Origin of the sequence: Lysobacter sp. ESA13C, from assembly GCF_019970005.1 — a bacterium.
Lineage (GTDB): Bacteria > Pseudomonadota > Gammaproteobacteria > Xanthomonadales > Xanthomonadaceae > Lysobacter > Lysobacter antibioticus_B.
Map to the genome: position 1 here is coordinate 136,302 of NZ_JAHXYK010000003.1, position 22,499 is coordinate 158,800.

The window sequence follows — 22,499 nt, forward strand, 5'->3', positions numbered from 1 at the left end:
ACCCGGACGCAGGCTAAACTGCGCCCATCCCGCAAAGGAGTTGTCCCATGGCCGAGGCCATCGCCGCGACGCCCACCGGCGCCGCGAAGAGCAAGCTGTACCCCAGTGCGAAACAAGCCCTGCACGACGTGGTGGCGGACGGGCAGACCCTGGCCGTCGGCGGCTTCGGCCTGTGCGGCATTCCCGAGGCCCTGATCGGCGCGCTGCGCGACAGCGGCGTCAAGGGCATCACCGCGATCTCCAACAACGCCGGCGTCGACGGTTTCGGCCTGGGCCTGCTGCTGGAAACGCGCCAGATCAAGAAAATGATCTCGTCCTACGTCGGCGAGAACAAAGAATTCGAGCGCCAGTTCCTGTCCGGCGAACTCGAACTCGAATTCAATCCGCAGGGCACCCTGGCCGAGCGCCTGCGTGCCGGCGGCGCCGGCATCCCGGCCTTCTTCACCCGCACCGGCTACGGCACCGTGGTGGCCGACGGCAAGGAGACGCGCGAGTTCGACGGCCACCATTACGTCATGGAAACCGCACTCAAGGCCGACGTGTCGCTGGTCAAGGCGTGGAAGGCCGACAAGGCCGGCAACCTGGTGTTCCGCAAGACCGCGCGCAACTTCAACCCGGCCTGCGCGATGGCCGGCAAGGTCTGCATTGCCGAAGTCGAGGAACTGGTCGAAGTCGGCGCGATCGATCCCGATCACGTGCACCTGCCGGGTATCTACGTCGACCGGATCGTCGTCAATGCGACCCCGGAGAAGCGCATCGAGCAGCGGACGGTGCGGGCTGGGTGAGCGGGCGGGCCGTCCTGATCTTATGCGCGTCCTTGCGATCGATGCGCTTAGGTTGGAGCGGTCGCTGCGGCTCGCACGCCGGTTTTCTCGAGTCGGAGCGGATCGGCGTCGCCGGTTTTCTGCTTCGTCGATTTCGATGCGTCCAGCTAAAAGGAAAAAACTCTCGGAGCCGATCGTCGCAGACCGATTTTCTCCGTAGTCGATTCGATACATCCAGCTATACGGGAAAAGCTTCCGGAGCCTGTCGTCGTAAACCGACTTTCTCCGTCGGCACTTCAATTGCGTCCACCTATACAGGAAGAATTACCAATGTCTTGGTCCCGCGATGAAATGGCGCAGCGCGCCGCGCAGGAACTCACCGATGGCGCCTACGTCAACCTCGGCATCGGCCTGCCGACGCTGGTCGCCAACTTCATTCCCGCCGGCATGGACGTGTGGCTGCAGTCCGAGAACGGCCTGCTCGGCATCGGTCCGTTCCCGACCGAAAGCGAGATCGACGCCGACCTCATCAACGCCGGCAAGCAGACCGTGACCGCGCGCCAGGGCGCGAGCTATTTCGGCAGCCACGACAGCTTCGCGATGATCCGCGGCGGTCATATCGATCTGGCGATCCTCGGCGCGATGCAGGTCACCGACAAGGGCGACCTGGCCAACTGGATGGTGCCCGGCAAGATGGTCAAGGGCATGGGCGGCGCGATGGATCTGGTCGCCGGCGTCAAGCGCGTGGTCGTGCTGATGGAGCACAGCGCCAAGAACGGCGAGCACAAGATCCTGTCCGAATGCACGCTGCCGCTGACCGGCCTGGGCGTGGTCAATCGGATCATCACCGAGCTTGCGGTGATGGACGTCACCGAGCGCGGTCTGGTGCTGGTCGAGACCGCGCCGGGCGTGAACGAAGACGAACTGCGTAGTAAGACCGGCGTGCCTTTGCTGGCCGCCTGAATAGCGTAACTGCGGCGTCGCGAGCGTTGGCAAAAGCAAGCTCTCCGGAAAATTGAGACGTAGTTCTCAATTGATGGTGCATGTGTTTTTTGCGGCCATTGAAGTATCTGCGCCGCGGATGCAGGATGCGGCGCTGCTTTTACTTGGCTGGTCGCTATGCGCAATTTGGCTTTTCTGGGGATGCTGGTCCTGCTTGCGGTCGGCTGCACGTCATCCGACTCCGGTTCTTCCTCAGTGGCTCAAAGGCTTGCGAGCGGAGCGGCGATGTCCGCTCCGGCAATGCGTTCGGCGCCGACTCCATTCGCAGATCCGTTATCGGTGCGGCTTGCGACGCGTCGCATCGCCGCCGCCGGATTCGCGCGCCTGCCCGATCGCGGCGACCTGGCCGCTTACCCATCCAGGCAACCGGCCATCTCCGAAGGCGCCTATACCTGGCATCGCGTCGAACTGAGTGAACAACACGCGCTCGCCGCGACCGTCGGCGGTCATCTGCGCATCACCGCGCCCTCGGGCGAAAAACTCGACTTCCGTTACGAGCGCCATGTCGAACATCCGAGCGGCGACTGGACCTGGGTCGGGCGCATCGATCGCGGCGGCCTCGCGCAGGAGGCCATCATCACTTTCGGCGAACGCGCCGTGTTCGGCAGCATCGCCCAGCCCGGCAAGCCCGCGCTGAAGTTGACCTTGCGCGACGGCAAGTCCTGGTTGATCGAGACCGATCCGGCGAAGCTGGCGCTGCTCGAAAATTCGATCGGCCCCGATCATGCCGACGACTATCTGATACCGAGCGCGGCGGCGAACGCTTCGAGCGTCGCGCCGGCCAGCGCTTCGATCGGCGCTGCGGCGACCGCGGCCGACGGCCAACTCCTGGTCGATGTCCTGGTCGGCTACAGCAACGGCTTCGCGACTGGCCTGGGCGGTGCGTCCCAGGCCGTGACTCGGCTCAATTATCTGGTCGAAGTCACCAACCAGGCCTACGTCAACAGCCAGATCGCTTCGCGCATCCGCATGGTCCATGCCATGCAAGTCAACTATGCGGACAATTCCGACAACGGCAGCGCACTGGAAAAATTGACCGGCACGCGCACGACGCCGGTCGATCCGGCCTTCAATGCATTGCGTGCGGCGCGCGACCAGTACGGCGCCGATCTGGTCTCGTTCGTGCGCAAGTACGACCGCACTGCGCAGGACGGTTGCGGCATCGCCTGGCTGCTCGGCGGCGGCCAGCAGCCGATCACCACCTCATCGGCGCCCAACGGCTATTCGGTCGTCAGCGACGGGCGCCAGAACGATGGCGGCACGACCTATTTCTGCCGCGACGAAACCTTCGCGCACGAGTTGGGCCACAACATGGGCGCGCAGCACGATCGCGCGACGGCCTCCTCGGGCGGCAGCCTGCAGTACGGCGCTTACGCATATTCGTTCGGCTACAAGGCCGGCGCCGGCAGCGGCAATTTCTACGACATCATGGCGTACGGCGATCCAGGCCAGACCTCTTATCGGGTCTTCTCGAATCCGCGCATCACCAGCTGCGGCGGTTTCGCGTGCGGCGTCGGCGGCCAGGCCGATACGGCGCAGACCCTCAACCAGACCATGCCCATCATCGCGACGTTCCGGGCGACCGCCGTGCCGCAGCGGGTGGTCCGCGGCGACGTCAACGGGGATGGCTGGGCCGACTTGCTGTGGCGCAATGCTTCCGCGCATCAGTTCGCGCATTGGCTGGCCGGTTCGTCCGATGCTTTGCAAGGCTTCGCGAGCGCGGCCGGCTTCGACATGGTCTCTACCTACGATGTCGGGGCCGTCGGCGACTTCAACGGCGACGGCCGCGGCGATGTGCTGTGGAAGAACGAGGCTGAGCGGTTCCTCGTACTCTGGCTCAGTTCGGGCGGTGGCTACACGCAACAAGTGGTCGGCGGGTTCGAGCCGGATATGACGCTGGTCGGAAGCGGCGACGTCAACGGCGATGGACGGCACGATCTGATTTGGCGCTCGCTCGCCGGCAGCCGCCTGCGGGTTTGGCTGATGCAGGCCAATCAGGTTGCGTCCAAATGGGACGCGCCCATGCCGTCGTGGTTCCAGATCCTGGGCGTCGGCGACTTCGATGGAGACGGCCGCTCCGATGTGGTCTATGCCGACGATGCGCAGACCAGCCTGTACTTCAGTAGGGGCAATTATTTCGCCGGTCAGAGCGTCGGCGCACGCCCCGCGGGTTGGAGCTATGTCGACAGCGCGGACATCAACGGCGACGGTCGCGACGATATGGTCTGGCTCAATCCAGGACAGAACGTGCTGAGCTATTGGGTCATGAACGGAGCGTCGATCGTCGCTAATCCCGCTGTGGCAGGGCGGGCTGGCGAAGCCTTCTTCGCCGCGCGCGACGTCAACGGAGATGGGCGCGCCGACCTGATCTGGAATGCGGCGGCGCAGCTCAAGGTCAATATCGATTTGACCGGGAGCAGTCAGCGCTACAGCAATGCTTATCCGGCCGGTTGGCAGATGCGGCGCTGAGCCCGCCCGCAAGCGCAACAGGGTTCTCGAAGGCCGCCGCAGGGCGGCCTTCGTATTTTGTTTATGTGCAACCTGGCACAGATTGAAGTCAATCCGTGACGCATGGCACCATTGGTGCACCCAGGGGGGCCGCACATGCGCAAATGGATATTGGTCGGGGCCGCTGCCCTGGCCTCGGCGTGCACGCAGACCGTGCCGCCAAGCTCGGACGCTGGCTTTTCCTATAGTGCTCGTGCGGATATGCCGATGGCGGTCGCGTCGCAGGCACAGCCGCCGATCCCCGTACCGCTGACGGCTGCCGCGGCCGAGCCGATCCGGATCGAGCCGGGGGCGAAGCCGCAGCGGCGCGGCGCCGCCACCTGGTGGCCGGTGCGCCTGGATTCGGCCCAATTGACGATCGCGGCCCGGCCGCAGGGCCGTCTGCGGCTGCGCACGCCCGACGGCGAGGTCCTGGCGTTCCGCTCCACCGGCGCGTGGACCGGCGATCTGTCCGGGGCGCGGATCTGGACCGGGCGCAGCGACGGTCGGCAGCCGGGGCGGGCGGTGGTGTCCTTCGACGGCAGCCGCATCTCCGGCAGTGTCGACCGTCCCGGCGGCACGACCCTGCACCTGGCGACCGAACGCGACGGCACCTGGCTGATCGAGCCCGACCCGCCGCGGGCCGCGGCAGCGGCCACCTCGGCGGCGCAGTCGCAGGTCGACTACCTGATGCCGCCGGCCGCGCTGCCGGCCGATCCCGGCGTTGGCTCCGAGCAGGACGAGCGCGCCGGTGCGGACATCGTGGTCGCCTACACCAAGGGCTTCCGGGCGCGTTTCGATCAGCCCGGCGGCGGTGGGGACTATGGTCTGGCCCTGCGCCTGGACACCTTGTTCGGCGGCATCAACGCGGCGCTGTCCATGGGCATTAACGCAAGGGTGCGCATCGTTCATGCGGTCCAGGTCGATTATCCCGACGACACCGACGACCTGCAGGCCCTGCGCGAGCTGACCGGTGCCGACGGCGTGCCGGCGCACCCGGCCTTCGCCGAGGTGCGCCGCGCGCGCGACGCCTACGGCGGCGACATGGTCTACCTGGTGCGCAAATACGACGGCCCACAGGGCGGCCGTTGCGGCGCGTCCTGGATGATCGGCGGCGGGCTGACGCCGTACGCGCGTGCGTCCTCGGGGTTGGGTTACGCGGTGTTCGACTGGGACCTGGGCCGCTATTTCTGTACCGAATACAGCGCCGCGCACCAGTTCGGCCATGCCTTGGGGCTGCAGCACGACCGTGTCAGCGCCAGCCCGAACGGCACGTTGGAATACGGCGCTTTCCCGTACGCCTTCGGCTACGTTTCCGGGCCGGCGACCGATCCGAACGCGATCCGCACGGTCATGGCGTATCCGGTCGAAACGCCCCAGCACCGAAGCATGCTTTCGACGCCCGAGCGTAAATGCTACGGGCAGGTGTGCGGCGTGCAGGACCAGGCCGACAACCGCCGCGCGGCGCGGCAAACCTTTCCGGTGCTGAGCAGCTTCCGTCCCAAGCGCGTGCCGGGCGGCAGCGTGGTCGGCGATTTCGACATGAGCGGCGGCGCCGAACTGTACTGGCGCAATCTGGCCAGCCAGGAATTCGCCATCTGGCCGTACGCCGAACCCAGCGCCGGCCGCGGATTCTTCATGGTCGCGCCCTACGACGTGGCCGCCGTGGCCGACTTCACCGGCGACGGCCGCAGCGATGTGCTGTGGAAGAGCGATCCGGATCATTACCTGGTGCTGTGGGCGGCCCAGGGCGATGGGTACGAGCAGCGCGCGATCGGCGGCTTCGAGCCGGGCATGAGCTTCGTCGGCGTCGGCGACTTCGACGGCGACGAGCGTTACGACATCGCTTGGCGCAGCCATGCCACCGGCGAGCTCAAACTGTGGCTGATGCGCGGCGAGCAGATCGCATCCACGCGCAACGCGACGATGCCCGGCTGGTACGAGATCCTCGGCATCGGCGATTTCGCCGGCGACGGCCGCAGCGATATCGTCTATGCCGATTCGGCGAGCGTGAACCTGTACATGAACGACGGCGTCTCGTTCTCGGGCGCCAGAGTGGCCGGTCGGCCCGGGGGCTGGACGTATGCCGGCAGCGGTGATCTGGACTCCGACGGTCGCGACGACATGTCCTGGATCAATCCGGCGCTGGGCACGCTGAGCTATTGGCGCCTCGACGGAGCGCGCATCGTCGGCAATCCCAGCCTGCGCACCGAATCCTACGAACGTCTGGCCGGGATGCGCCACCTCTTCGGTCGCTCCGGGATGGAGTTGCTTTGGGACGATGCGGCCGAGGACGCGCCCTCGGGGCCGCGTTACCTGCGCATGCATTCGCCGGTCAACGACGACTCGCGCTACGCGAGTTATCCGCGCGGCTGGGAAATCAGATAAGCGCCGCGCCGACCGTCGCCGGTCGCGCCAACCGACACCTTGGGGGAAAGCAAATGAAACAGTGGATGTGGGCGTCCGTGGTCTTGCTGGCAGCGTGCCAGCCCCCGCAGGCTCAGCGCGCAGGGCAGGAGAGCGAAGGCGAGCGCGCAGGCAGGACCGCGGTAGCGACCGTGCCGGCCGCGTCGCGGGCCGTACCGGAAGGGCAGTTGTGGGCCTACGACCGCAGCGTTGCCCCGCGCCGGGTCGGGGCCATGCAGTGGCATGCGGTGACGCTGAGCCGACGCCATGCGCTGGCCGCCGCGCAGACCCAAGGACGGCTGAGCGTGCCGACGCCGGACGGGCGCAGCCTGCCGTTCCGCTTCGAGCATCAGCGCAGCGACGGCGATCATTGGAGCTGGATCGGGCACGCCGAAAGCGGTCCGGCGGATGCGCGCGCGCTGTTGGTGTTCGGCCCCTACGTCGCGACAGGCACCGTCGCGGAAGCGGACGGCTCGGCATGGCAACTGGCCACGTTCGAGGGGCGCACTTGGGTCGGGCGCGCGCAGGCCCTCGGCCCCGCAGCAACGCTCGCGGACGCGGTCAGCTTCGAAACCGACTATTTGATGCCGCCGGTCGACCGGCCGGCCGATACAGCGGCCGGCGGGCCCGCGGACCAACAGGCCATCGTCGATCTGGTGATCGGCTACACCCCGGGCTACGCGAGCGTGTTCGAGGACCGCGCCCGCGCGGAATCGGACCTGTACAACCTGCAGGCCACGATCAACAACGCCTTGTACGTCAGCACGATCAACGCCCGCGTGCGCATCGTGCACGCGATGCAGGTCGAGTATCCGGACAGCAACGCCAATTTCCAGGTCCTGCGCGAAATGACCGGCGCCGACGGCGTGGCCGTGGCGCCGGCGTTCTCGGCGCTGCGCCAGGCGCGCGACACTTACGGCGGCGACCTGGTTCTGCTAGTGCGCAACCAGGGCCTGCAGACCGATCGGGCCTGCGGCGCGTCGTGGCTGATCGGCGGCAACCTGAAAGGCATCGACGCTTCCGATGCCGGCCTGGGCTATCTGGTGTGGAACTACACCGGCGCGCAGTCGATGCCTTACTGCCACCCGTTCGCCGCACCGCACGTGATCGGGCACAGCTTCGGCCTGCAGCACGACCGCGCCAGCGCGAGCCCGCGCGGGGTGTTGGAATACGGTGCGACGCCGTACGCGTTCGGCTACGTCCATGGCAACCCGGGTTACGGCCAGACCCGCACCGCGATGGCGTATCCGTTCCAGGTCGATGCCAGCTATTCGTATACCTACTCGACCCCGGACATCACCTGTCACCCCGCCTCGCCCTGCGTGCTCGGGGTGGCGAACGAGGCCGACAACGTGCGTACCGCGCGCCAGACCATCCCGGTCGTCGCCAGTTTCCGTCCGCGCAAGGTGCTCGGCGGTGTGGTGAGCGGCGATTTCGACGCCGGCGGCACCGGCGATGTTTACTGGCGCAATCCCGGGACGCAGGAATTCGCCTACTGGCTCGATCCTATAGCGAGTCAACGCTCTGCCGGCTTCTACATGCAGGCCGAGTACGAGGTGGCGGGCATCGGCGACTTCACCGGCGACGGCCGCAGCGACGTGCTGTGGAAGAGCGATGCCTACAAGTACCTGGTGCTGTGGGTGGCCAAGGACAACGGCTACGAGCAGCGCGGCATCGGCGGCTTTGAGCCGGGCATGAGCTTCGTCGGCATCGGCGACTTCGACGGCGACGAGAAGCAGGACCTGATGTGGCGCAGCTACGGCGCCGAGTTGCTCAAGGTCTGGACCATGAACGGCGCGCAGATCCGTTCGCAGTTCGTCGCCGCGATGCCGCAGTGGTACCAGGTGCTGAGCATCGGCGACTACAACGGCGACGGGTACAGCGACGCGATCTATGCCGATTCGAACGAGGTCAATCTGTATCTCAACAACGGCGCTGGTTTTGCCGGCCAACGGATCTCCGCACGGCCGCAAGGCTGGACCTTCCTGGGCAGCGGCGATCTCAACAACGACAGGCGCGACGACCTGATCTGGCAGAACGGCGCCCGTACCGCGGTCAGCTACTGGACCATGGACGGCGCCCGCATTCTCGGCAACCCGTCGCTGACCACCTATCCGGATCGGCGCTTCATCGCCGCGCGCCACGTCGGTGGCAATCCGTCCGCCGAGCTGATCTGGCTGGAGCCGGCCTACAACGCCGAGTCGTCGCCGAATTTGAAGATCACCGTGGTTGACGCCCCGTACTTGCCGGGCGCGACCCATAGCTTGCCGTTCCCGTCCGGCTGGGAACCGCGCTGAGACAATTTGCCGCCGTACGGCGACCAGCGCAGCCGCAATCGAGCGACAACGAAATGGAGCAAGCAATGCGCAGCAAAATCCAATTGGGTGCCGCCCTGTTGCTCGGGCTTGCGGCGGGCGCCTGCACCGCGCCCAACCCGCCCGTCGCGGCGGCTCGGCCGGCAGGCGCGTCGTTGGTCGCCGCGCCTGCCGCTACGGCCGCATCGGTGCCGCCACCGGCGTACGCCGATGCGCGAAGCCGCTTGGCCGGGCTGGCCGACCGCGGCGAACTGCTGTCGTACTCGCGCGCCACGCCGGCGCGACGCGAAAGCGGATTCGTCTGGCATCGGGTCGGCGGGATCAGCCAGGCGCATGCGCGTGCCGCGACGGCCGGCGGCCGCCTGCGCCTGACCACGCCTTCCGGGCAGCTTCTGGACTACGCGTACGAGGAACAGGTCCGGCACGACAACGGCGATTGGACCTGGGTCGGCCGCGCCGCCAACGGCAACGCCGGCGAGCGCGCGACCGTCACCTTCGGCGCCGACGCAGTGTTCGGCACCTTCGCCGTACCCGGCCAGAGCGCCTTGCGCCTGATCACGCGCGACGGCGCCGCCTGGGCAGTGGAAGCCGACCCCGCCGCGGCCCAACCCGCTGCCGCCGCCGCGGCCGCGGCCGCGCCGGACTATCTGATCCCGCCGACGGTCGCTGCGGACAAGCTTCCCGATGCGCCGGCCGCGGCCAATACCGACCCGGCGATGCGCCTGGTCGATCTGGTGGTGGGCTACACAGAGCAGGGGCCGCGTTCGGTGGTCATGACCCACCTCAACGACATGATGAGCTTCGCCAATTCGATACTGCGCAGCAGCGGCGTCAAGGCGCGTCTGCGCATGGTCAATGCCACTTACGTCGATTACTACGTCAACGACGCCAACGATCAGATCACGTTGCGGAAACTGACCGGCAGCCCGACGGTCGCGCCGGATCCGGCCTTCGCCGGTCTGCGCGCTACGCGCGAGCAGTTCGGCGGCGACCTGGCGGTGCTGGTGCGCGACATGGTCGGCGTCGCTACCCCGGGCTGCGGCGCCTCCTGGTTGCTGGGCGCCAACCTCAAGGGCATCGAGGCCGGCGACGCGGCCTACGGCTACTCGGTGGTCAAGAACGCTTCGGGTTGCTCGGACATGTATTTCCTGCACCAGATCGCCCACAGCCTCGGCGCTCAGCACGACCTGGCGACCGCCAGCGCCGGCGGCAGCGTCGAGTACGGCGCCTATCCGTATTCGTTCGACTATGTGGGCGCCACGTTCCACACCGCTCTGGCGGCCTCCAGCACGACCCGGCCGATGCAGACGCTGTCCAACCCGCGCCGGTCCTGCGCTTATGCCGGAGACGAGGGCCCGCCGCCGCCCTGCGGCACGGCCGAAGCGGACAACGTACTGACCCTGCAGCAGACGATTCCGATCGTGAGCCGGTTCCGGCGCAAGCTGACGCGCGGCGGTTTCGCCCGCTACGACACCGACGGCGACGGTAATCCGGAGCTGTTCTGGCGCAACAAGGGGCAGCAGCTGTTCGCCTACTGGAGCGGCATGAGCCCGCAACAGTCCTCGCAGGCGTTCGGCATGGTCTCCGCCTACCGGGTCGCAGGCATCGGCGACTTCACCGGCGACGGTCGCGCCGACGTGTTGTGGCGCAGCGACCTGGACCAGTTCCTGGTGTTGTGGGTGGCGGTCGGCGAGGGCTTCGAGCAGCGCATCGTCGGCGGCTACGAGCCCGGGATGCACATCGTCGGAGTCGGCGATTTCAACCGCGACGAGCGTTACGACTTGCTGTGGCGCAACTACACCACCGGGCAAATGAAGGTCTGGGCGATGCGCGAGGAGCGCATCGTCGAACAGGCCGTGGCGCCGATGCCGGGCTGGATGGAGATCCTGGGTATCGGCGATTTCAACGGCGACGGCTATAGCGACGTGGTCTACGCCGACGGCGCCAACGTCAACCTGTACGTCAACGATGCGATGCGCTTCACCGGTGCCGTGGTCGCCGGGCATCCGGGGTGGACCTACGTGGCGACGGGCGATTACAACGGCGACGGCCGCGACGATATGTACTGGGCCAATCCCGCCGGCGATACGTTGAGCCGCTGGGTCATGGACGGCCCGCGCATCACCGCCAACCCGAGCCAGACATTGCGCGCCGGGCATCAGTTGGCGGGCGTGGTGCGCGGCCCGGGCCATATCGCCGAAGCCGACGTGATCTGGGACGTGCCCAAGGGCGGGACCAGCGTCGGCGAGCGCAATGTCGGCAGGAATACCCTGATCAACGGCTTCGATTTCATTGTCTACCACCAGTACCCGGTCGGCTGGGAGTTGCATCCGATGCGTTGACCGGGCTCCGGTCGGCCATGCACGAACACGCATAGAAGCAGAGTAGGGATGGCGATGAACAAGTGGCTGTGGATGGCGATCCTGGCGATGTCCGGCGCAGGCTGCATCGTGGTCGACCGGGACCGCGAAGGATCGGATGCTGCCCGCACTCCGACCGTTCCGTCGCAGACGCATGTCGCCGGGAGCCGGCCGCACCTGCGTTTTGGCGTTGCGGCCGATCGCGGCGAACTGCTGGTCTATCCCGACAAGACCGTCGCGATGCGCGAGCACGGGTTGCTCTGGCATCGCATCGGCCTCAGCCAAGCGCATGCGCGCGCCGCGGTGGCCAGTGGCCGATTGCATTTGCGCACGCCCGGCGGGCGCGCGCTGAGCGTGCGTTACGAGCGCGACGCGACCGCCGCATCGGGCGATTGGACTTGGATCGGCCGCATCGACGGCGAGGCCGCGCGCGGGCGGGTCGTGCTGACCTTCGGCGTGTCGGCGGCTTACGGATCGATTTCGGTGCCGGGCGCCGCACCGTTGGAATTGACCACGCGCGACGGCGCGGCGTGGGTGGTCGAGGCGGATCCTGCGCAGGCCGCGAGCGTCGCGGCCGGCAAAGCCGCAGCGTCGTCCGACTTCCTGGTGCCGCCCGCCCCGACGCCCGGCGCGGTGCGGTCCGGAAACGGAGCGACGATGGCGGCCGCCAGCGCCTATTCGCCGCCGTCGGCCGTGATCGACCTGGTGGTGGGAATCACCGGTCCGAACCAGGATGCGATGCTGACCAAGCTCAATCAGATGGTCGCGGTCGGCAACGACATGCTGTTCCAGAGCCTGGTCAATGCCCGGTTGCGGGTCGTGCGCACCTTGCCGGTGAACTACGCTTCCGGGTTGTCCAGCCAGGCCGTGCTGGAACGCATGAGCGGCGCGAGCGGCGTCAGCGTTGACCCTGCGTTCGACGCACTTCGCGCCGCCCGCGAAGCGCACGGCGGCGACCTGGTGGTGCTGCTGCGCGACGCCGGGAGCTCGACCGCCGATTGCGGCGCGGGTTGGCTGATAGGCGCCGGCGGACGCGGCATCAGCGCCGGCGACTCGGGCTACGGCTATTCGGTGATCAACGCCGCCTGCGCCAACACCGCCTTGATGCATCAAGTCGCGCACAACCTCGGCGCCCAGCACGATCGCGAACACGCCGGCATCGACGGTTCGGCGGTGTCCGGCGCGTACTCGTATTCGTACGGCTACCGCTACATGAGCGGCCAGTACCCGTCCGGGAGCTTCCTGGCGTACGAAGCGGACCGCTATCTGTGGGGCGGTTCGGTGTTCTCGAATCCGCGTATAGCCGCGCCTTGCGGCTGGACTTATTGCGGGCAGGCGGGTTACGCCGACAACGCGCTGACCTTGAACCGGACCACGCCGGTGGCCGGCGCGTTCCGCAACGAGACCGTGCGCGCCCCGGCCGCGCGCGACGATTACGACGTCAACGGCTATGCCGACATGTTCTGGCACAACGCGGCCGAGGCGCAGTTTTCGTACTGGCGCGGCGGCGGGACCATGTACGCTTCCGGCGCGTTCTATTCGCCGTGGCGCAAGTATCGGCCGATCGGCTTGGGCGATTTCAACACCGATTCGCGTATCGACGTGCTGTGGCGCGATCCGGACAGCGGTTCGCTGACGGTATGGACCGCTCACGAAGACGGCTTCGTGGAGGGCTTCATCAACGAAGCCGCCAGCGGGCTCGCCTTCGTCGGCACCGGCGATTTCAACGGAGACGACAATGCCGATTTGCTGTGGCGCGACCTCGCCAAAGGCGAGATCGTGGTCTGGATCATGCGCGGGCTGTCGGTGTCCGAGCGCAGGACCGCGCCGATGCCGGCTTGGTTCGAAATCCTCGGCATCGGCGATTTCCATGGGCGCGGCCTCAGCGACATCGTCTATGCCAGCGCCAGCGACCTGAATCTCTACGTCAACCTCAACGGCAACGGTTTCGCCGGCACCCGCCTCGCTGCGCGTCCGGCCGGCTGGAAGTACGTCGCCACCGCGGACATGAACGACGATGGCCGCGAGGACATGTTCTGGATGTCGCCCAACGGCGACGTGCTGAGCTATTGGCTGATGAACGGGACTGCGATCCAGGCCAATCCCAGTCTGCCGGTCGTGCCGGGCCAGAGTTTCGTGACCGCACGCAATTACAGCCCCGCGCCGGGCGCCGAATTGATCTGGAACCGCCCGCCGCGTCAGGGCGAATCCTGGCCGTCGATGGGCTACGAGTACGTCGGGGGCGGCGGCCGCCGCTACACGGATTACAGGCCGTATCCGCCGGATTGGACGATCGTCGCCCTGCTCTGATTACGACTGCGGCGCTAAGGCGGAAAGCCGACAGGCCGCCCGAGGGCGGTCTGCCGGTTGCGGCGATCGCTACGCGGAGCCGCTCAGAGGTTCTGGTAATTCGGCCCCGAACCGCCTTCCGGGGTGACCCAGTTGATGATCTCGTACGGGTCCTTGATGTCGCAGGTCTTGCAGTGCACGCAGTTCGCCGAGTTGATCTGCAGGCGCTTGGCGCCGGCTTCTTCGACGATCTCGTAGACGCCGGCCGGGCAGAAGCGCGTGCAGGGGTTGCCGTATTCCTCGGCGCACTGGGTGATGCAGATGTTGGTGTCGGCGACCTTGAGGTGCACCGGCTGGTCTTCGTCGTGCTCGGTGGCGGCGAAGTACACCGAGGCGAGGCGATCGCGCGGCGCCAGGCTGCGATCCACGTAATCGCGCTTGGGCTTCTCGGCCTCGCCGAGTTTCTGCAACGACGACCAGTCGGCCTTGTTCTTCAGGGTCCACGGCGAGAGTCCGCCGGTGACGGTTTCCCAGGCGGCGTTGAGCATGCCGAACCACAGGCCGCGCTTGAACGCGGGCTTGATGTTGCGGACCTTCTTGAGTTCGGCCATCGCATCGGAGGCGCGCAGCTTGGCGTCGAAGCCTTCGCTGCTCAGCGACTGCGCCAGATGTTCGGCGGCGAGCATGCCGGAGCGGATCGCCTGGTGGGTGCCCTTGACCTTGGGCACGTTGAGCAGGCCGGCGGTGTCGCCGATCAGCAGCGCGCCGGGCATCTCGACCTTCGGCAGCGACTGGTAACCGCCGGTGACGATGGCGCGCGCGCCGGCCGATACCAGGTTGCCGCCTTCCAGCAGCGGTTTGACCATCGGGTGGTTCTTCCATTGCTGGAAGGCCTCCCACGGTTTGTAGTCGGGGTCGCGGTAATCCAGGCCGCTGACGTAGCCGAGCGCGATGCGGCCCTTGTCGAGGTGATACAGGAAACTGCCGCCGTAGGTGTGGCTGTCGGCCGGCCAGCCGAAGCTGTGCACGATCTTGCCGGGGCTGACCCGGTCTTCGGGCACCTGCCACAGCTCTTTGATGCCGATCGAATAGCCCTGCGGGTCGCTGCCGGCGTCGAGCTTGAAGCGCTTGATCAGGCGCTTGGTCAGATGGCCGCGCGCGCCTTCGGCGAACACGGTGACCTTGGCGCGGATGTCGATGCCGGCGGTGAAGCCGGACTTGTGGCTGCCGTCCTTGGCGATGCCCATGTCGCCGATGCGCACGCCGGCGACGCGGCCGTCGGGGTCGTGCAGGGTCTCGGCGGCGGCGAAGCCGGGGTAGATCTCGACGCCGAGGGCTTCGGCCTGCGGCGCCAGCCAGGCGCACATCGCGCCGAGGCTGACGATGACGTTGCCCTGGTTGTGCATGCCCGGCGGCACCGGCAGCTTGCGCCCGCCGGTCTTGCTGAGCAGCCAGAATTCGTCGTCGGTGGCCGGCACGCAGATCGGCGGCGGGTTGTCGCGCCAGTTCGGCAGCAGCGCGTCCAGCGGTCCGGTCTCGATCACCGCGCCGGACAGGATGTGCGCACCGATGGTGCTGGATTTTTCGATCACGCAGACCGACAGCTCCGGATTGAGCTGCTTGAGCCGGATCGCGAACGACAGCCCGGCCGGGCCGGCGCCGACGGTGACGACGTCGTACTCCATGACGTCGCGTTCGATTTCGATGGCTGGCGTGTCGGACGGCTGGACCGTATCGATCGGCTGTTCGCTCATGCTGGCGGGACTCTGGCGTGCGATCCGCATATTGTCGCGGGTTTGCGGCGGCAGCGCCAAATGTGACCCCGTCGGCGCCGCGCTGCGCCGGCGTTTAAAACGCTTTGCGTACTGTTGCGCACGCGTTCCCGGACGTTCGCGGCGAGGGGCGTATGGAGGCCGGGCGATGGCCGCCGGGCGGGCGCAAGATCCGGATCGCGAGGCCCGCGCGACGCGTGCTAGCGTGCCGCCATGCCCTTGCAACGCCTGCCTCTGGAAGACGCCGAACTGGCTTTCGATCCGCACTGGCTGGAGCGCGCCGCCGCCGATGCCCTGTACGCCGCCCTGGTGGAAGACATCCGCTGGGAGGTACACCGCATCCGTCTGTTCGGGCGCGAGCACGATTCGCCGCGGCTCAGCAGTTGGATCGGCGACCCCGAGGCGCACTACCGCTACTCCGGCGCCGACTTCCGTCCGTATCCCTGGCCCGCTGCGCTGGCGCCGATCCGCGAGCGGCTGATGCGCGAGCTCGGGGTCGGCTTCAACAGCGTGCTCGCCAATCGCTACCGCAATGGCCGCGATGCGATGGGCTGGCACAGCGACGACGAGCGCGAGCTCGGGCCGAGGCCGGTGATTGCGTCCTTGAGCCTCGGGGCGACGCGCCGCTTCGCGTTCAAGCATCGGCGCCGTGCGGAATTGAAGGGCGCCTTGGAACTGGGGCACGGCAGTTTGTTGGTGATGTCGGGGTCGACCCAGGCGAATTTTCGCCATGCGCTGCCGCGCACGGCGCGGCCGGTGGGCGAGCGGATCAACCTGACGTTCCGGGTAATCGGGCCGCGGGTGTGACAGGGCATTGGTTCTGTGCGGGTGACGCAGTCGGTGCGTTGGCGCGATCGCGGCTCGCGCCGCTCCTACCCAAGAGCAAGAGTCAGTCGAGTCCAGCCGAAGCGCCTTGTAGGAGCTGCGCAAGCTGCGACCGCGAATCCGCAACTACGACGCGACTGAGAGGACGCGGTCGCGGCTTGCGCCGCGCCGGCCCAAGAGGTTGGATCAGCCGAAGCCCTTCCGGCCTTGCGGCCGAACGACTCCGCTACGGCCGCTGCCAGGCGCGGACGTAGTCGACCCAGGTGATCGCCGATTGGGTCGTCGCAGCGGGCGGTTTGCCGGCGTAGACGAAATGGTCGAGCAGGATCGAGGTTTCGATCTGGCTGACGTTGGCGGTGGTGCGCACCAGTTGGCCGTCGATGTAGAAGCGCGTCGCATCGGGGGCGATGTCGGCGCCGTAGACGTGATAGCCGGCGCTCGGGTCGAAGCTGGTGGTGTGGATGTAGCTGTCCAACTGCTCGATGCCGTTCTTGATCACGTACTGGTTCAAGTACAGCCGACTCTTGTTGTCGGAGTAGTACTCGAATACGTCGGTCTCGTTCCACTGCTGCGCGCCCGGTGCCTGGAAGGTCCAGAACGCGGGCCAGAAGCCGGCTGCCGCCGGTAGTTTCATGCGCGCTTCGATGAAGCCGTAACGGAAGTTGTAGCGTTTGTGCGAAGACAGCAGGCACGAGGTCCAGTCGTAGCTGCGGCCCGAAGGCGAGCGCACGCTCTCGCGTTTGGCGAGCATCGACAGCACGCCGTTGCTCACCGAGCAGTTCTTACCCTGGTTCCATTCCAGTTGCTGATTGCCTGGGTTGCCGTGGCCGTGGTCGGCTTCGGCGGAGGAGTCGTCGGCCCAACGATTCCAATCGACGACGCTGCCGTCGAATTCGTCGCCGAAGCGATACACCCAGTTCGTGCCGGCGCCGAGCGGACGCGTCGCGGTGGGGTCGGTGACCGGCGCCGCGGTTACGCTGAAACTGCGTTGCGGCGCCAGATCGGTCCAGCGCCCGTTGGCGTAGTAGGAAACCCAGTAACGATATTGGCCGGCCGGGAAGCGGCCGCTGCCGGTGAGCTCGCGCACGCTCGTGCCGACCGTATAGCCGCTCTGGTGGCCGAGGTCGTAGTTGCGGTCGGCGGCGTCGCGCACCGCGAACACGATCTGTTCGTAGGCAACCGGGGCCGGGTTGGCCAGGCGCGCGCCGAACAGGACGCTGGTAGTGGCATCGGGCGCTTGCAGGTCGCGACCCAGCGCGCGCAGCGGCGTCGCGCCGATGGTTTCGTAGTCGATGGTGCCGGGCGGGGTTGCCTGCGCGAGGCCGATGCAGGCGATCAGTTCCAGGGCCATCGCGAGCGCGAGCAGGCTGCGTCGCGCACTGGCGCGACGGCGTTGCGAGAACGGTGCGGTCATGCCTATCCCCGATGCACGCCACGATGGCGCCAGGGCAGTCTAGGCAGCGGCTTCAGGACGGCTTGTGTCGCCGGTCACCGCGTACATTCTTGCGCAAAGCCTTCACGCGGTTTTCGCGAGGCGCGGACACCGCGGCGGGGCGATGAGGGATGCGGCCCTTGCGGCCGCAGCTCGATCAGCGCTTGTGGCTCTTGTCGTGCGCGTCGCCCGAGGTCAGCGTCCAGCCGGCGATCTCGCCGGTGATCGTTTCCAGCGAGCGCTCGAAGGCGTCGACCACGTCGGGCACCGCGGTGGTCGCGGCCGGTTGCGCCTGCAGGAAGGTGTGCGAGGCGACGACCTTCTGGTCGGGGTTGTGCATCAGCTTGGCGTTGATCTCGATGGTCGCCGACGGCACCGCTGCGCCCTGGCCGTAGTCGGACTCGAAGCGACGCATGTCGAGCACCAGCTTGTAGTCGCCGCCGATGCCGCTGCCCTGGCGCGCGACCGCGGCGATCTTGCCGGAGTCCTCGAGCGTACGCAGCAGGGCGTCCTCGATCATGCTGCTCGGCAGCTTGGCCCAGGCTGCGCCCTTGTAGACCTCGATCTCGTTGCCGGTCGGGCGCACGGCGATGCGCAGGCTGTCGATCATGCGCGCGGCGTTGGGCGCGCTCAACGACAGCTGCCAGTTCGCGTTCGGCCACGACGGATCGGCCTGCACGCGCGGATCGGGCGCGTACTGGGTGGTCGGCTTCTTCGGCTTTTCGCCGAGGATCGACGAGCAACCGGCCAAGGCCAATACGGTCGCGCCGGCTAAGAGCCAACCGAAGCGGTGAACGAAAGCGGAGCTGCCGGAGGATGCATCGAATCGGGGGGTCTGAGTCATGATCGTCTTCGCAACATGGTTCGAACGTTCGCCGGCTTGGTCTGCCGACCGCTGTATCGATGGCTTCGCCATGCGCCTCATTCGGGCTCGAATTCTTTGGTCGCATCGCGGCCCAGCAGGTAGCGGGTCGGGTTGCTGTCGAGGCGGTCGCTGATCCGGCGCAGGTCGCGCACCAGCGAGCGCAGTTCGCTCAGGGTCGGGCCGAGCTGGGCCAGGCCGTCGTTGGCGAAGCTGCTGATCGCGGCGCGGTTGTCGGTGAGGATGCCGTTGGCGCCGGTCGCGGCCGAATCGAGCTTGGTCAGGGTGCTGTCGAGCTTGGCGATCAGGCCCGGCAGCTTGTCGACCAGCTCGCGGTCGACGCTCTCGACCGCGCGGTTGGTGGTGTTGAGGGTCACGGCGAGCTGTTCGCTGGACTTGCGCGCGTTGGTGATCAGCGCACGCAGGTCTTCGCGCTGACCGGCGATGGAACCGGTCAAGGATTCGATGTTGGCCAGCGTGTTCGACACGTGTTTGACGTTCTCGTCGCTGAGCACCTGGTCCATGCGAGCGACCAGGCGGTTGGCGGTGTCGGCGATGTTCTGCAGCGCCGAGGCCTCGGTCTGGATCACCGGGATGTCGCTGCTGCGCTCGGCGTCGGCCAGCGCCGGGCTGTTCGGGCTGCCGCCGGTGAGCTGGATGATCGGGCTGCCGGTGATGCCGGTCATCGACAGCTTGGCGCGGGTGTCGGTCTTGATCGGCGCGTCGGCCTGCAGGCGCAGCTTGGCGATGACCCGGCGCGGGTCGTCCGGCGCCAGGCTCAGCTGTTGCACGGTACCGACCGAGATGCCGTTGTACTGCACGGTGCTGCCTTCCGACAGGCCGGTGACCGGCTCGTTGAAGATCACCGCGTACTCGCGCCAGCTCTTCTCCGAGGAGTACTTGGCCGCCCACAGGGCGAACAACAGCAGGAACAGCGTCACGACGATCGTGAACGCACCGATGAGGACGTAATTGGCCTTGGTTTCCATCAGGCACCTTTGAACGACGGGGCGTTGCCGTGTTTCATGGCCGGCATCATGCCAGCATGGGATAGGTAAACGCGGTGAAATGAATGAAGTTGAGGCCGAAGTGGGCGAGTACGGCCCCAAACAGGCCGCCCTTGCGATAGGCCCAACCGTAGGCCAGGCCGGCCAGGCTCGCCAGCAGCACCCAACGCCAGCCGCCGCCGGCGTGGACCAGGCCGAAGGCCAATGCCGACAGCATCGTGGCGTAGGTCGCGCCGTGCCGCAGCTCGCGCCAGCGCCGCTGCAAGGCCTCCTGCAGATAGCCGCGGAACATCGCTTCTTCGGCCAGCGCGACCAGCAGCAGATTGTTGAGCGCCCACACGGCGCCGAACGCCGGCCACTTCGGTGCCCAGGCGATCGCGCCCAGGGCCAGCGCCAGGCCGAGGCACAGCAGCGCGGCCAGCGCCGCGCCGATCAGGCCGGCCGACAGCGAGGCCGGTAGCGGTTGCTCGCCTTCGCCAAAGCGTTTCAGCAACGGCCAACACAGCAGCAACCAGAACCCGGCCAGGGGCTTGTCGAAATTGAAGTACAACGACATCGGCGCCGCGTCGGGCGTCAGACGCAGATCGGTCAGCAGCTGCGGGTTGTGGAAGCCCGGCATCAGGTGCAGGCCCAGGGCGAAGGCGACCAGCACGAACAACACATGCCCGGTAATGCGCCAGGCCTTGCTGCGGGCCGGCAGCACCAGCCAGGCGGCGAGGCCGAGCAGGGCGAAGGACACCAAGGCGATGGGATCGAGCAACCCGCGCAGCAGCGCGCCGGCCACGACCGCGCCGAGCAGAAACAGGCTCGCCGCGCGCGCCTTCGGCCACCACAGCAAGGCCGCGGCGGCGCACAGCAGTCCCCACAGCGACACGCTCCACAGCGCGTCGGCCGGCAGTCCCCAGGTGGTCATGGCGGCGGCGCATCCGCGAGGTTCTGGTCGCGCGCGACCTGCGCGGCGCGCGCGCGCGGGCCATGGAAATATTCCTGCACCCAGGGGTGCTCGAGCTTTTCGACTTCGGCGATCGGCGCGCAGGCGATGACTTTCTTGTCGGCGAGCACGGCGATGCGGTCGCAGATCGCGTACAGGGTGTCTAGGTCGTGGGTGATCAGGAACACGGTCAGGCCGAGCGCCTGTTGCAGGGTGCGGATCAGGCGGTCGAACGCGGCCGCGCCGATCGGGTCGAGGCCGGCGGTGGGCTCGTCGAGAAACAGCAACGGCGGATCCAGCGCCAGCGCGCGCGCCAGGCCGGCGCGCTTGCGCATGCCGCCCGACAGCTGCGAGGGCAGCTTGTTGATCGCATCGGCCGGCAGGCCGGCCAGCTTGACCTTGAGCAGCGACAGTTCGTAGCGCAGCGAATCGGGCAGGTCGCTGTGGTACTCCTTCAGCGGCACCTGCACGTTTTCGCCGACGGTCAGCGACGAGAACAGGGCGCCGTCCTGGAACAGCACGCCGGTGTTGCGCTCGATCTCGCGGCGCAGGCGCGGGTCGGGATTGCGCGCATCGATGCCCAGCACTTCGATCTCGCCGGCATCGGGCTTACGCAGGCCCAGGATCGACCGCATCATCACCGACTTGCCGGTGCCCGAGCCGCCGACCACGCCGATGATCTCGCCGCGCCGCACGTCCAGGTCAAGGCCGTCGTGAACGACCTGTTCGCCGAAGCGATTGACCAGCCCGCGGATACGGATGATGGGGGCGTCGGCTTCGCCGCCGCCTTCGGGAATTGGGAATGGGGAATCGGGAATCGTCACAGCGGTTTCCTTGCTACGTGCGCGAACGCAGGCGAGGCACGCCTTTCCACGATTCCCGATTCTCGATTCCCTATTCCCGGCCGCATCACCAGCCCATCTCCATGAACCAGATCGCGAAGAAGGCGTCGAGCACGATCACCAGCGAGATCGCCTGGACCACGCTCGAGGTCGTGCGTTCGCCGACCGATTGCGCGGTGCCCTCGACCTGCAGGCCTTCCAGGCAGCCGATCAGGCTGATCAGCAGGGCGAAAATCGGCGCCTTCGACAGGCCCACGAGGAAATGCCGCAGTTGCATGGTGTCGTGCATGCGCGCCAGGTATTGCTGCGGCGGAATGTCCAGGCCGTAGGCGCCGACGGTGAGGCCGCCGAGCAGGCCGGCGACCATGGCGATGAAGGTCAGCAGCGGCAGCATCACCAGCAGGGCGAGCACGCGCGGGATCACCAGCAGGTCGATCGGGTCCATGCCGAGGGTGCGGATGGCGTCGACTTCTTCGCGGCTGACCATCGCGCCGATCTGGGCGGTGAAGGCGCTGGCGGTGCGGCCGGCGAGCACGATCGCGGTCAGCAGCACGCCGAACTCGCGCAGGAAGGCGATGCTGACCAGCTCGACCACGAAGATGGTCGCGCCGAAGTCCTTAAGGATGGTCGAACCGAGGAAGGCCACGACCGCGCCGACCAGATAGCACAGCAGCGCGATCAGCGGCACCGCGTCGAGGCCGACCTGCTCCATGTGGTGGACGGTGGCGGTCGGGCGGAATCGCCCCGGCTCCTTGAACAGACGCAGCATCTTGACCAGGGTTTCGCCGAAAAAGGCGACCAGGGCCAGGACTTCCTTCCAATTATCGGTGACCGCGAAGCCCAGGCGCGCGAGCGCGGCCTGGAAGCCGTACTCGCGCTTCTTCTTCGGCCGCTCGTCGGCGACGTCCTCGATCGCGCTGACCAGGGCGCGGTGACTGTCGTGGAAGGTGAAGGCGGTATCGAAATCGAGCTCGTGCCGGCGCGCATAGCGCATCAGCTGCAGCACGCCGACCGAGTCGAGCCGGTCGACGCCGCTGGCGTCGATCTGGGTGGCGCCTTCCGGGGCGCTCTTGAGGGCTTCGGAGATCTGGATCGCGTGCTCGAGCGTCCAGCAACCGGAAAGGCGTAGCCGCGAGGGCGCTTGGCCATCGGCGGTAATTTCCGGCGCGTGCGTGGTCGATACGGTCATAGAGCCTCGGGCGGAG

15 protein-coding genes are annotated in these 22,499 nt (G+C 67.3%); 8 read left to right on the forward strand and 7 right to left on the reverse strand.

The window, feature by feature from the left end:
• Positions 1 to 47 precede the first annotated feature (47 nt).
• From LC490_RS06755 to LC490_RS06785, 7 genes are all read left to right on the forward strand, one after another.
• A complete protein-coding gene (locus tag LC490_RS06755; protein WP_223619688.1) occupies positions 48 to 785 on the forward strand; it encodes a CoA transferase subunit A in 738 nt (245 codons plus the stop codon).
• A gap of 309 nt (positions 786 to 1,094) precedes the next feature.
• Entirely contained in the window at positions 1,095 to 1,727 is a 633-nt protein-coding gene (locus tag LC490_RS06760; protein WP_223619689.1) for a CoA transferase subunit B, read from the forward strand.
• 264 nt (positions 1,728 to 1,991) lie between these two features.
• Positions 1,992 to 4,235: a reprolysin-like metallopeptidase gene (locus tag LC490_RS06765; protein WP_223619690.1), complete on the forward strand. Its 2,244-nt coding sequence runs from the start codon at positions 1,992 to 1,994 to the stop codon at positions 4,233 to 4,235.
• Between the two features lie 246 nt (positions 4,236 to 4,481).
• Positions 4,482 to 6,641 carry an FG-GAP-like repeat-containing protein gene (locus LC490_RS06770; protein ID WP_223619691.1) on the forward strand — a complete coding sequence of 720 codons (2,160 nt, stop codon included), beginning with the start codon at positions 4,482 to 4,484 and terminating at the stop codon, positions 6,639 to 6,641.
• A 53-nt stretch (positions 6,642 to 6,694) separates the two neighbouring features.
• On the forward strand, positions 6,695 to 8,956 hold the full coding sequence (locus LC490_RS06775; RefSeq protein ID WP_223619692.1) for a reprolysin-like metallopeptidase: 2,262 nt from the start codon (positions 6,695 to 6,697) through the stop codon (positions 8,954 to 8,956).
• Between the two features lie 65 nt (positions 8,957 to 9,021).
• Complete coding sequence (locus LC490_RS06780) at positions 9,022 to 11,316, forward strand: FG-GAP-like repeat-containing protein (protein WP_223619693.1); 2,295 nt, start codon at positions 9,022 to 9,024, stop codon at positions 11,314 to 11,316.
• 48 nt (positions 11,317 to 11,364) lie between these two features.
• Positions 11,365 to 13,644: a reprolysin-like metallopeptidase gene (locus LC490_RS06785; protein ID WP_223619694.1), complete on the forward strand. Its 2,280-nt coding sequence runs from the start codon at positions 11,365 to 11,367 to the stop codon at positions 13,642 to 13,644.
• A gap of 83 nt (positions 13,645 to 13,727) precedes the next feature.
• Here LC490_RS06785 and LC490_RS06790 read toward each other — a convergent pair whose 3' ends face one another.
• A complete protein-coding gene (locus LC490_RS06790; protein ID WP_223619695.1) occupies positions 13,728 to 15,377 on the reverse strand; it encodes an electron transfer flavoprotein-ubiquinone oxidoreductase in 1,650 nt (549 codons plus the stop codon).
• A gap of 231 nt (positions 15,378 to 15,608) precedes the next feature.
• Here LC490_RS06790 and LC490_RS06795 point away from each other — a divergent pair, with 231 nt between their 5' ends.
• On the forward strand, positions 15,609 to 16,202 hold the full coding sequence (locus LC490_RS06795) for an alpha-ketoglutarate-dependent dioxygenase AlkB (RefSeq protein ID WP_031371528.1): 594 nt from the start codon (positions 15,609 to 15,611) through the stop codon (positions 16,200 to 16,202).
• A 244-nt stretch (positions 16,203 to 16,446) separates the two neighbouring features.
• Here LC490_RS06795 and LC490_RS06800 read toward each other — a convergent pair whose 3' ends face one another.
• From LC490_RS06800 to LC490_RS06825, 6 genes are all read right to left on the reverse strand, one after another.
• A complete protein-coding gene (locus LC490_RS06800; protein WP_223619696.1) occupies positions 16,447 to 17,634 on the reverse strand; it encodes a glycoside hydrolase family 16 protein in 1,188 nt (395 codons plus the stop codon).
• Between the two features lie 175 nt (positions 17,635 to 17,809).
• Entirely contained in the window at positions 17,810 to 18,496 is a 687-nt protein-coding gene (locus LC490_RS06805) for an ABC-type transport auxiliary lipoprotein family protein (protein WP_223619697.1), read from the reverse strand.
• A 77-nt stretch (positions 18,497 to 18,573) separates the two neighbouring features.
• Complete coding sequence (locus LC490_RS06810; protein WP_223619698.1) at positions 18,574 to 19,503, reverse strand: MlaD family protein; 930 nt, start codon at positions 19,501 to 19,503, stop codon at positions 18,574 to 18,576.
• Positions 19,504 to 19,549: 46 nt separating this feature from the next.
• Complete coding sequence (locus LC490_RS06815; protein ID WP_223619699.1) at positions 19,550 to 20,434, reverse strand: CPBP family intramembrane glutamic endopeptidase; 885 nt, start codon at positions 20,432 to 20,434, stop codon at positions 19,550 to 19,552.
• Complete coding sequence (locus LC490_RS06820) at positions 20,431 to 21,249, reverse strand: ABC transporter ATP-binding protein (protein ID WP_223619954.1); 819 nt, start codon at positions 21,247 to 21,249, stop codon at positions 20,431 to 20,433. The genes LC490_RS06815 and LC490_RS06820 overlap by 4 nt, the downstream gene beginning before the upstream one ends.
• 112 nt (positions 21,250 to 21,361) lie before the next feature.
• A complete protein-coding gene (locus LC490_RS06825; protein ID WP_031371534.1) occupies positions 21,362 to 22,483 on the reverse strand; it encodes an MlaE family lipid ABC transporter permease subunit in 1,122 nt (373 codons plus the stop codon).
• Between the last annotated feature and the right edge of the window lie 16 nt (positions 22,484 to 22,499).

Bases quoted from the DNA above. Each gene is read 5' to 3' on its own strand.
- LC490_RS06755 (WP_223619688.1), top strand. From the start codon at position 48: ATGGCCGAGGCCATCGCCGCGACGCCCACCGGCGCCGCGAAGAGCAAG.
- LC490_RS06760 (WP_223619689.1), top strand. From the start codon at position 1,095: ATGTCTTGGTCCCGCGATGAAATGGCGCAGCGCGCCGCGCAGGAACTC.
- LC490_RS06765 (WP_223619690.1), top strand. From the start codon at position 1,992: ATGTCCGCTCCGGCAATGCGTTCGGCGCCGACTCCATTCGCAGATCCG.
- LC490_RS06770 (WP_223619691.1), top strand. From the start codon at position 4,482: ATGGCGGTCGCGTCGCAGGCACAGCCGCCGATCCCCGTACCGCTGACG.
- LC490_RS06775 (WP_223619692.1), top strand. From the start codon at position 6,695: ATGAAACAGTGGATGTGGGCGTCCGTGGTCTTGCTGGCAGCGTGCCAG.
- LC490_RS06780 (WP_223619693.1), top strand. From the start codon at position 9,022: ATGCGCAGCAAAATCCAATTGGGTGCCGCCCTGTTGCTCGGGCTTGCG.
- LC490_RS06785 (WP_223619694.1), top strand. From the start codon at position 11,365: ATGGCGATGAACAAGTGGCTGTGGATGGCGATCCTGGCGATGTCCGGC.
- LC490_RS06790 (WP_223619695.1), bottom strand. From the start codon at position 15,377: ATGAGCGAACAGCCGATCGATACGGTCCAGCCGTCCGACACGCCAGCC.
- LC490_RS06795 (WP_031371528.1), top strand. From the start codon at position 15,609: ATGCCCTTGCAACGCCTGCCTCTGGAAGACGCCGAACTGGCTTTCGAT.
- LC490_RS06800 (WP_223619696.1), bottom strand. From the start codon at position 17,634: ATGACCGCACCGTTCTCGCAACGCCGTCGCGCCAGTGCGCGACGCAGC.
- LC490_RS06805 (WP_223619697.1), bottom strand. From the start codon at position 18,496: ATGACTCAGACCCCCCGATTCGATGCATCCTCCGGCAGCTCCGCTTTC.
- LC490_RS06810 (WP_223619698.1), bottom strand. From the start codon at position 19,503: ATGGAAACCAAGGCCAATTACGTCCTCATCGGTGCGTTCACGATCGTC.
- LC490_RS06815 (WP_223619699.1), bottom strand. From the start codon at position 20,434: ATGACCACCTGGGGACTGCCGGCCGACGCGCTGTGGAGCGTGTCGCTG.
- LC490_RS06825 (WP_031371534.1), bottom strand. From the start codon at position 22,483: ATGACCGTATCGACCACGCACGCGCCGGAAATTACCGCCGATGGCCAA.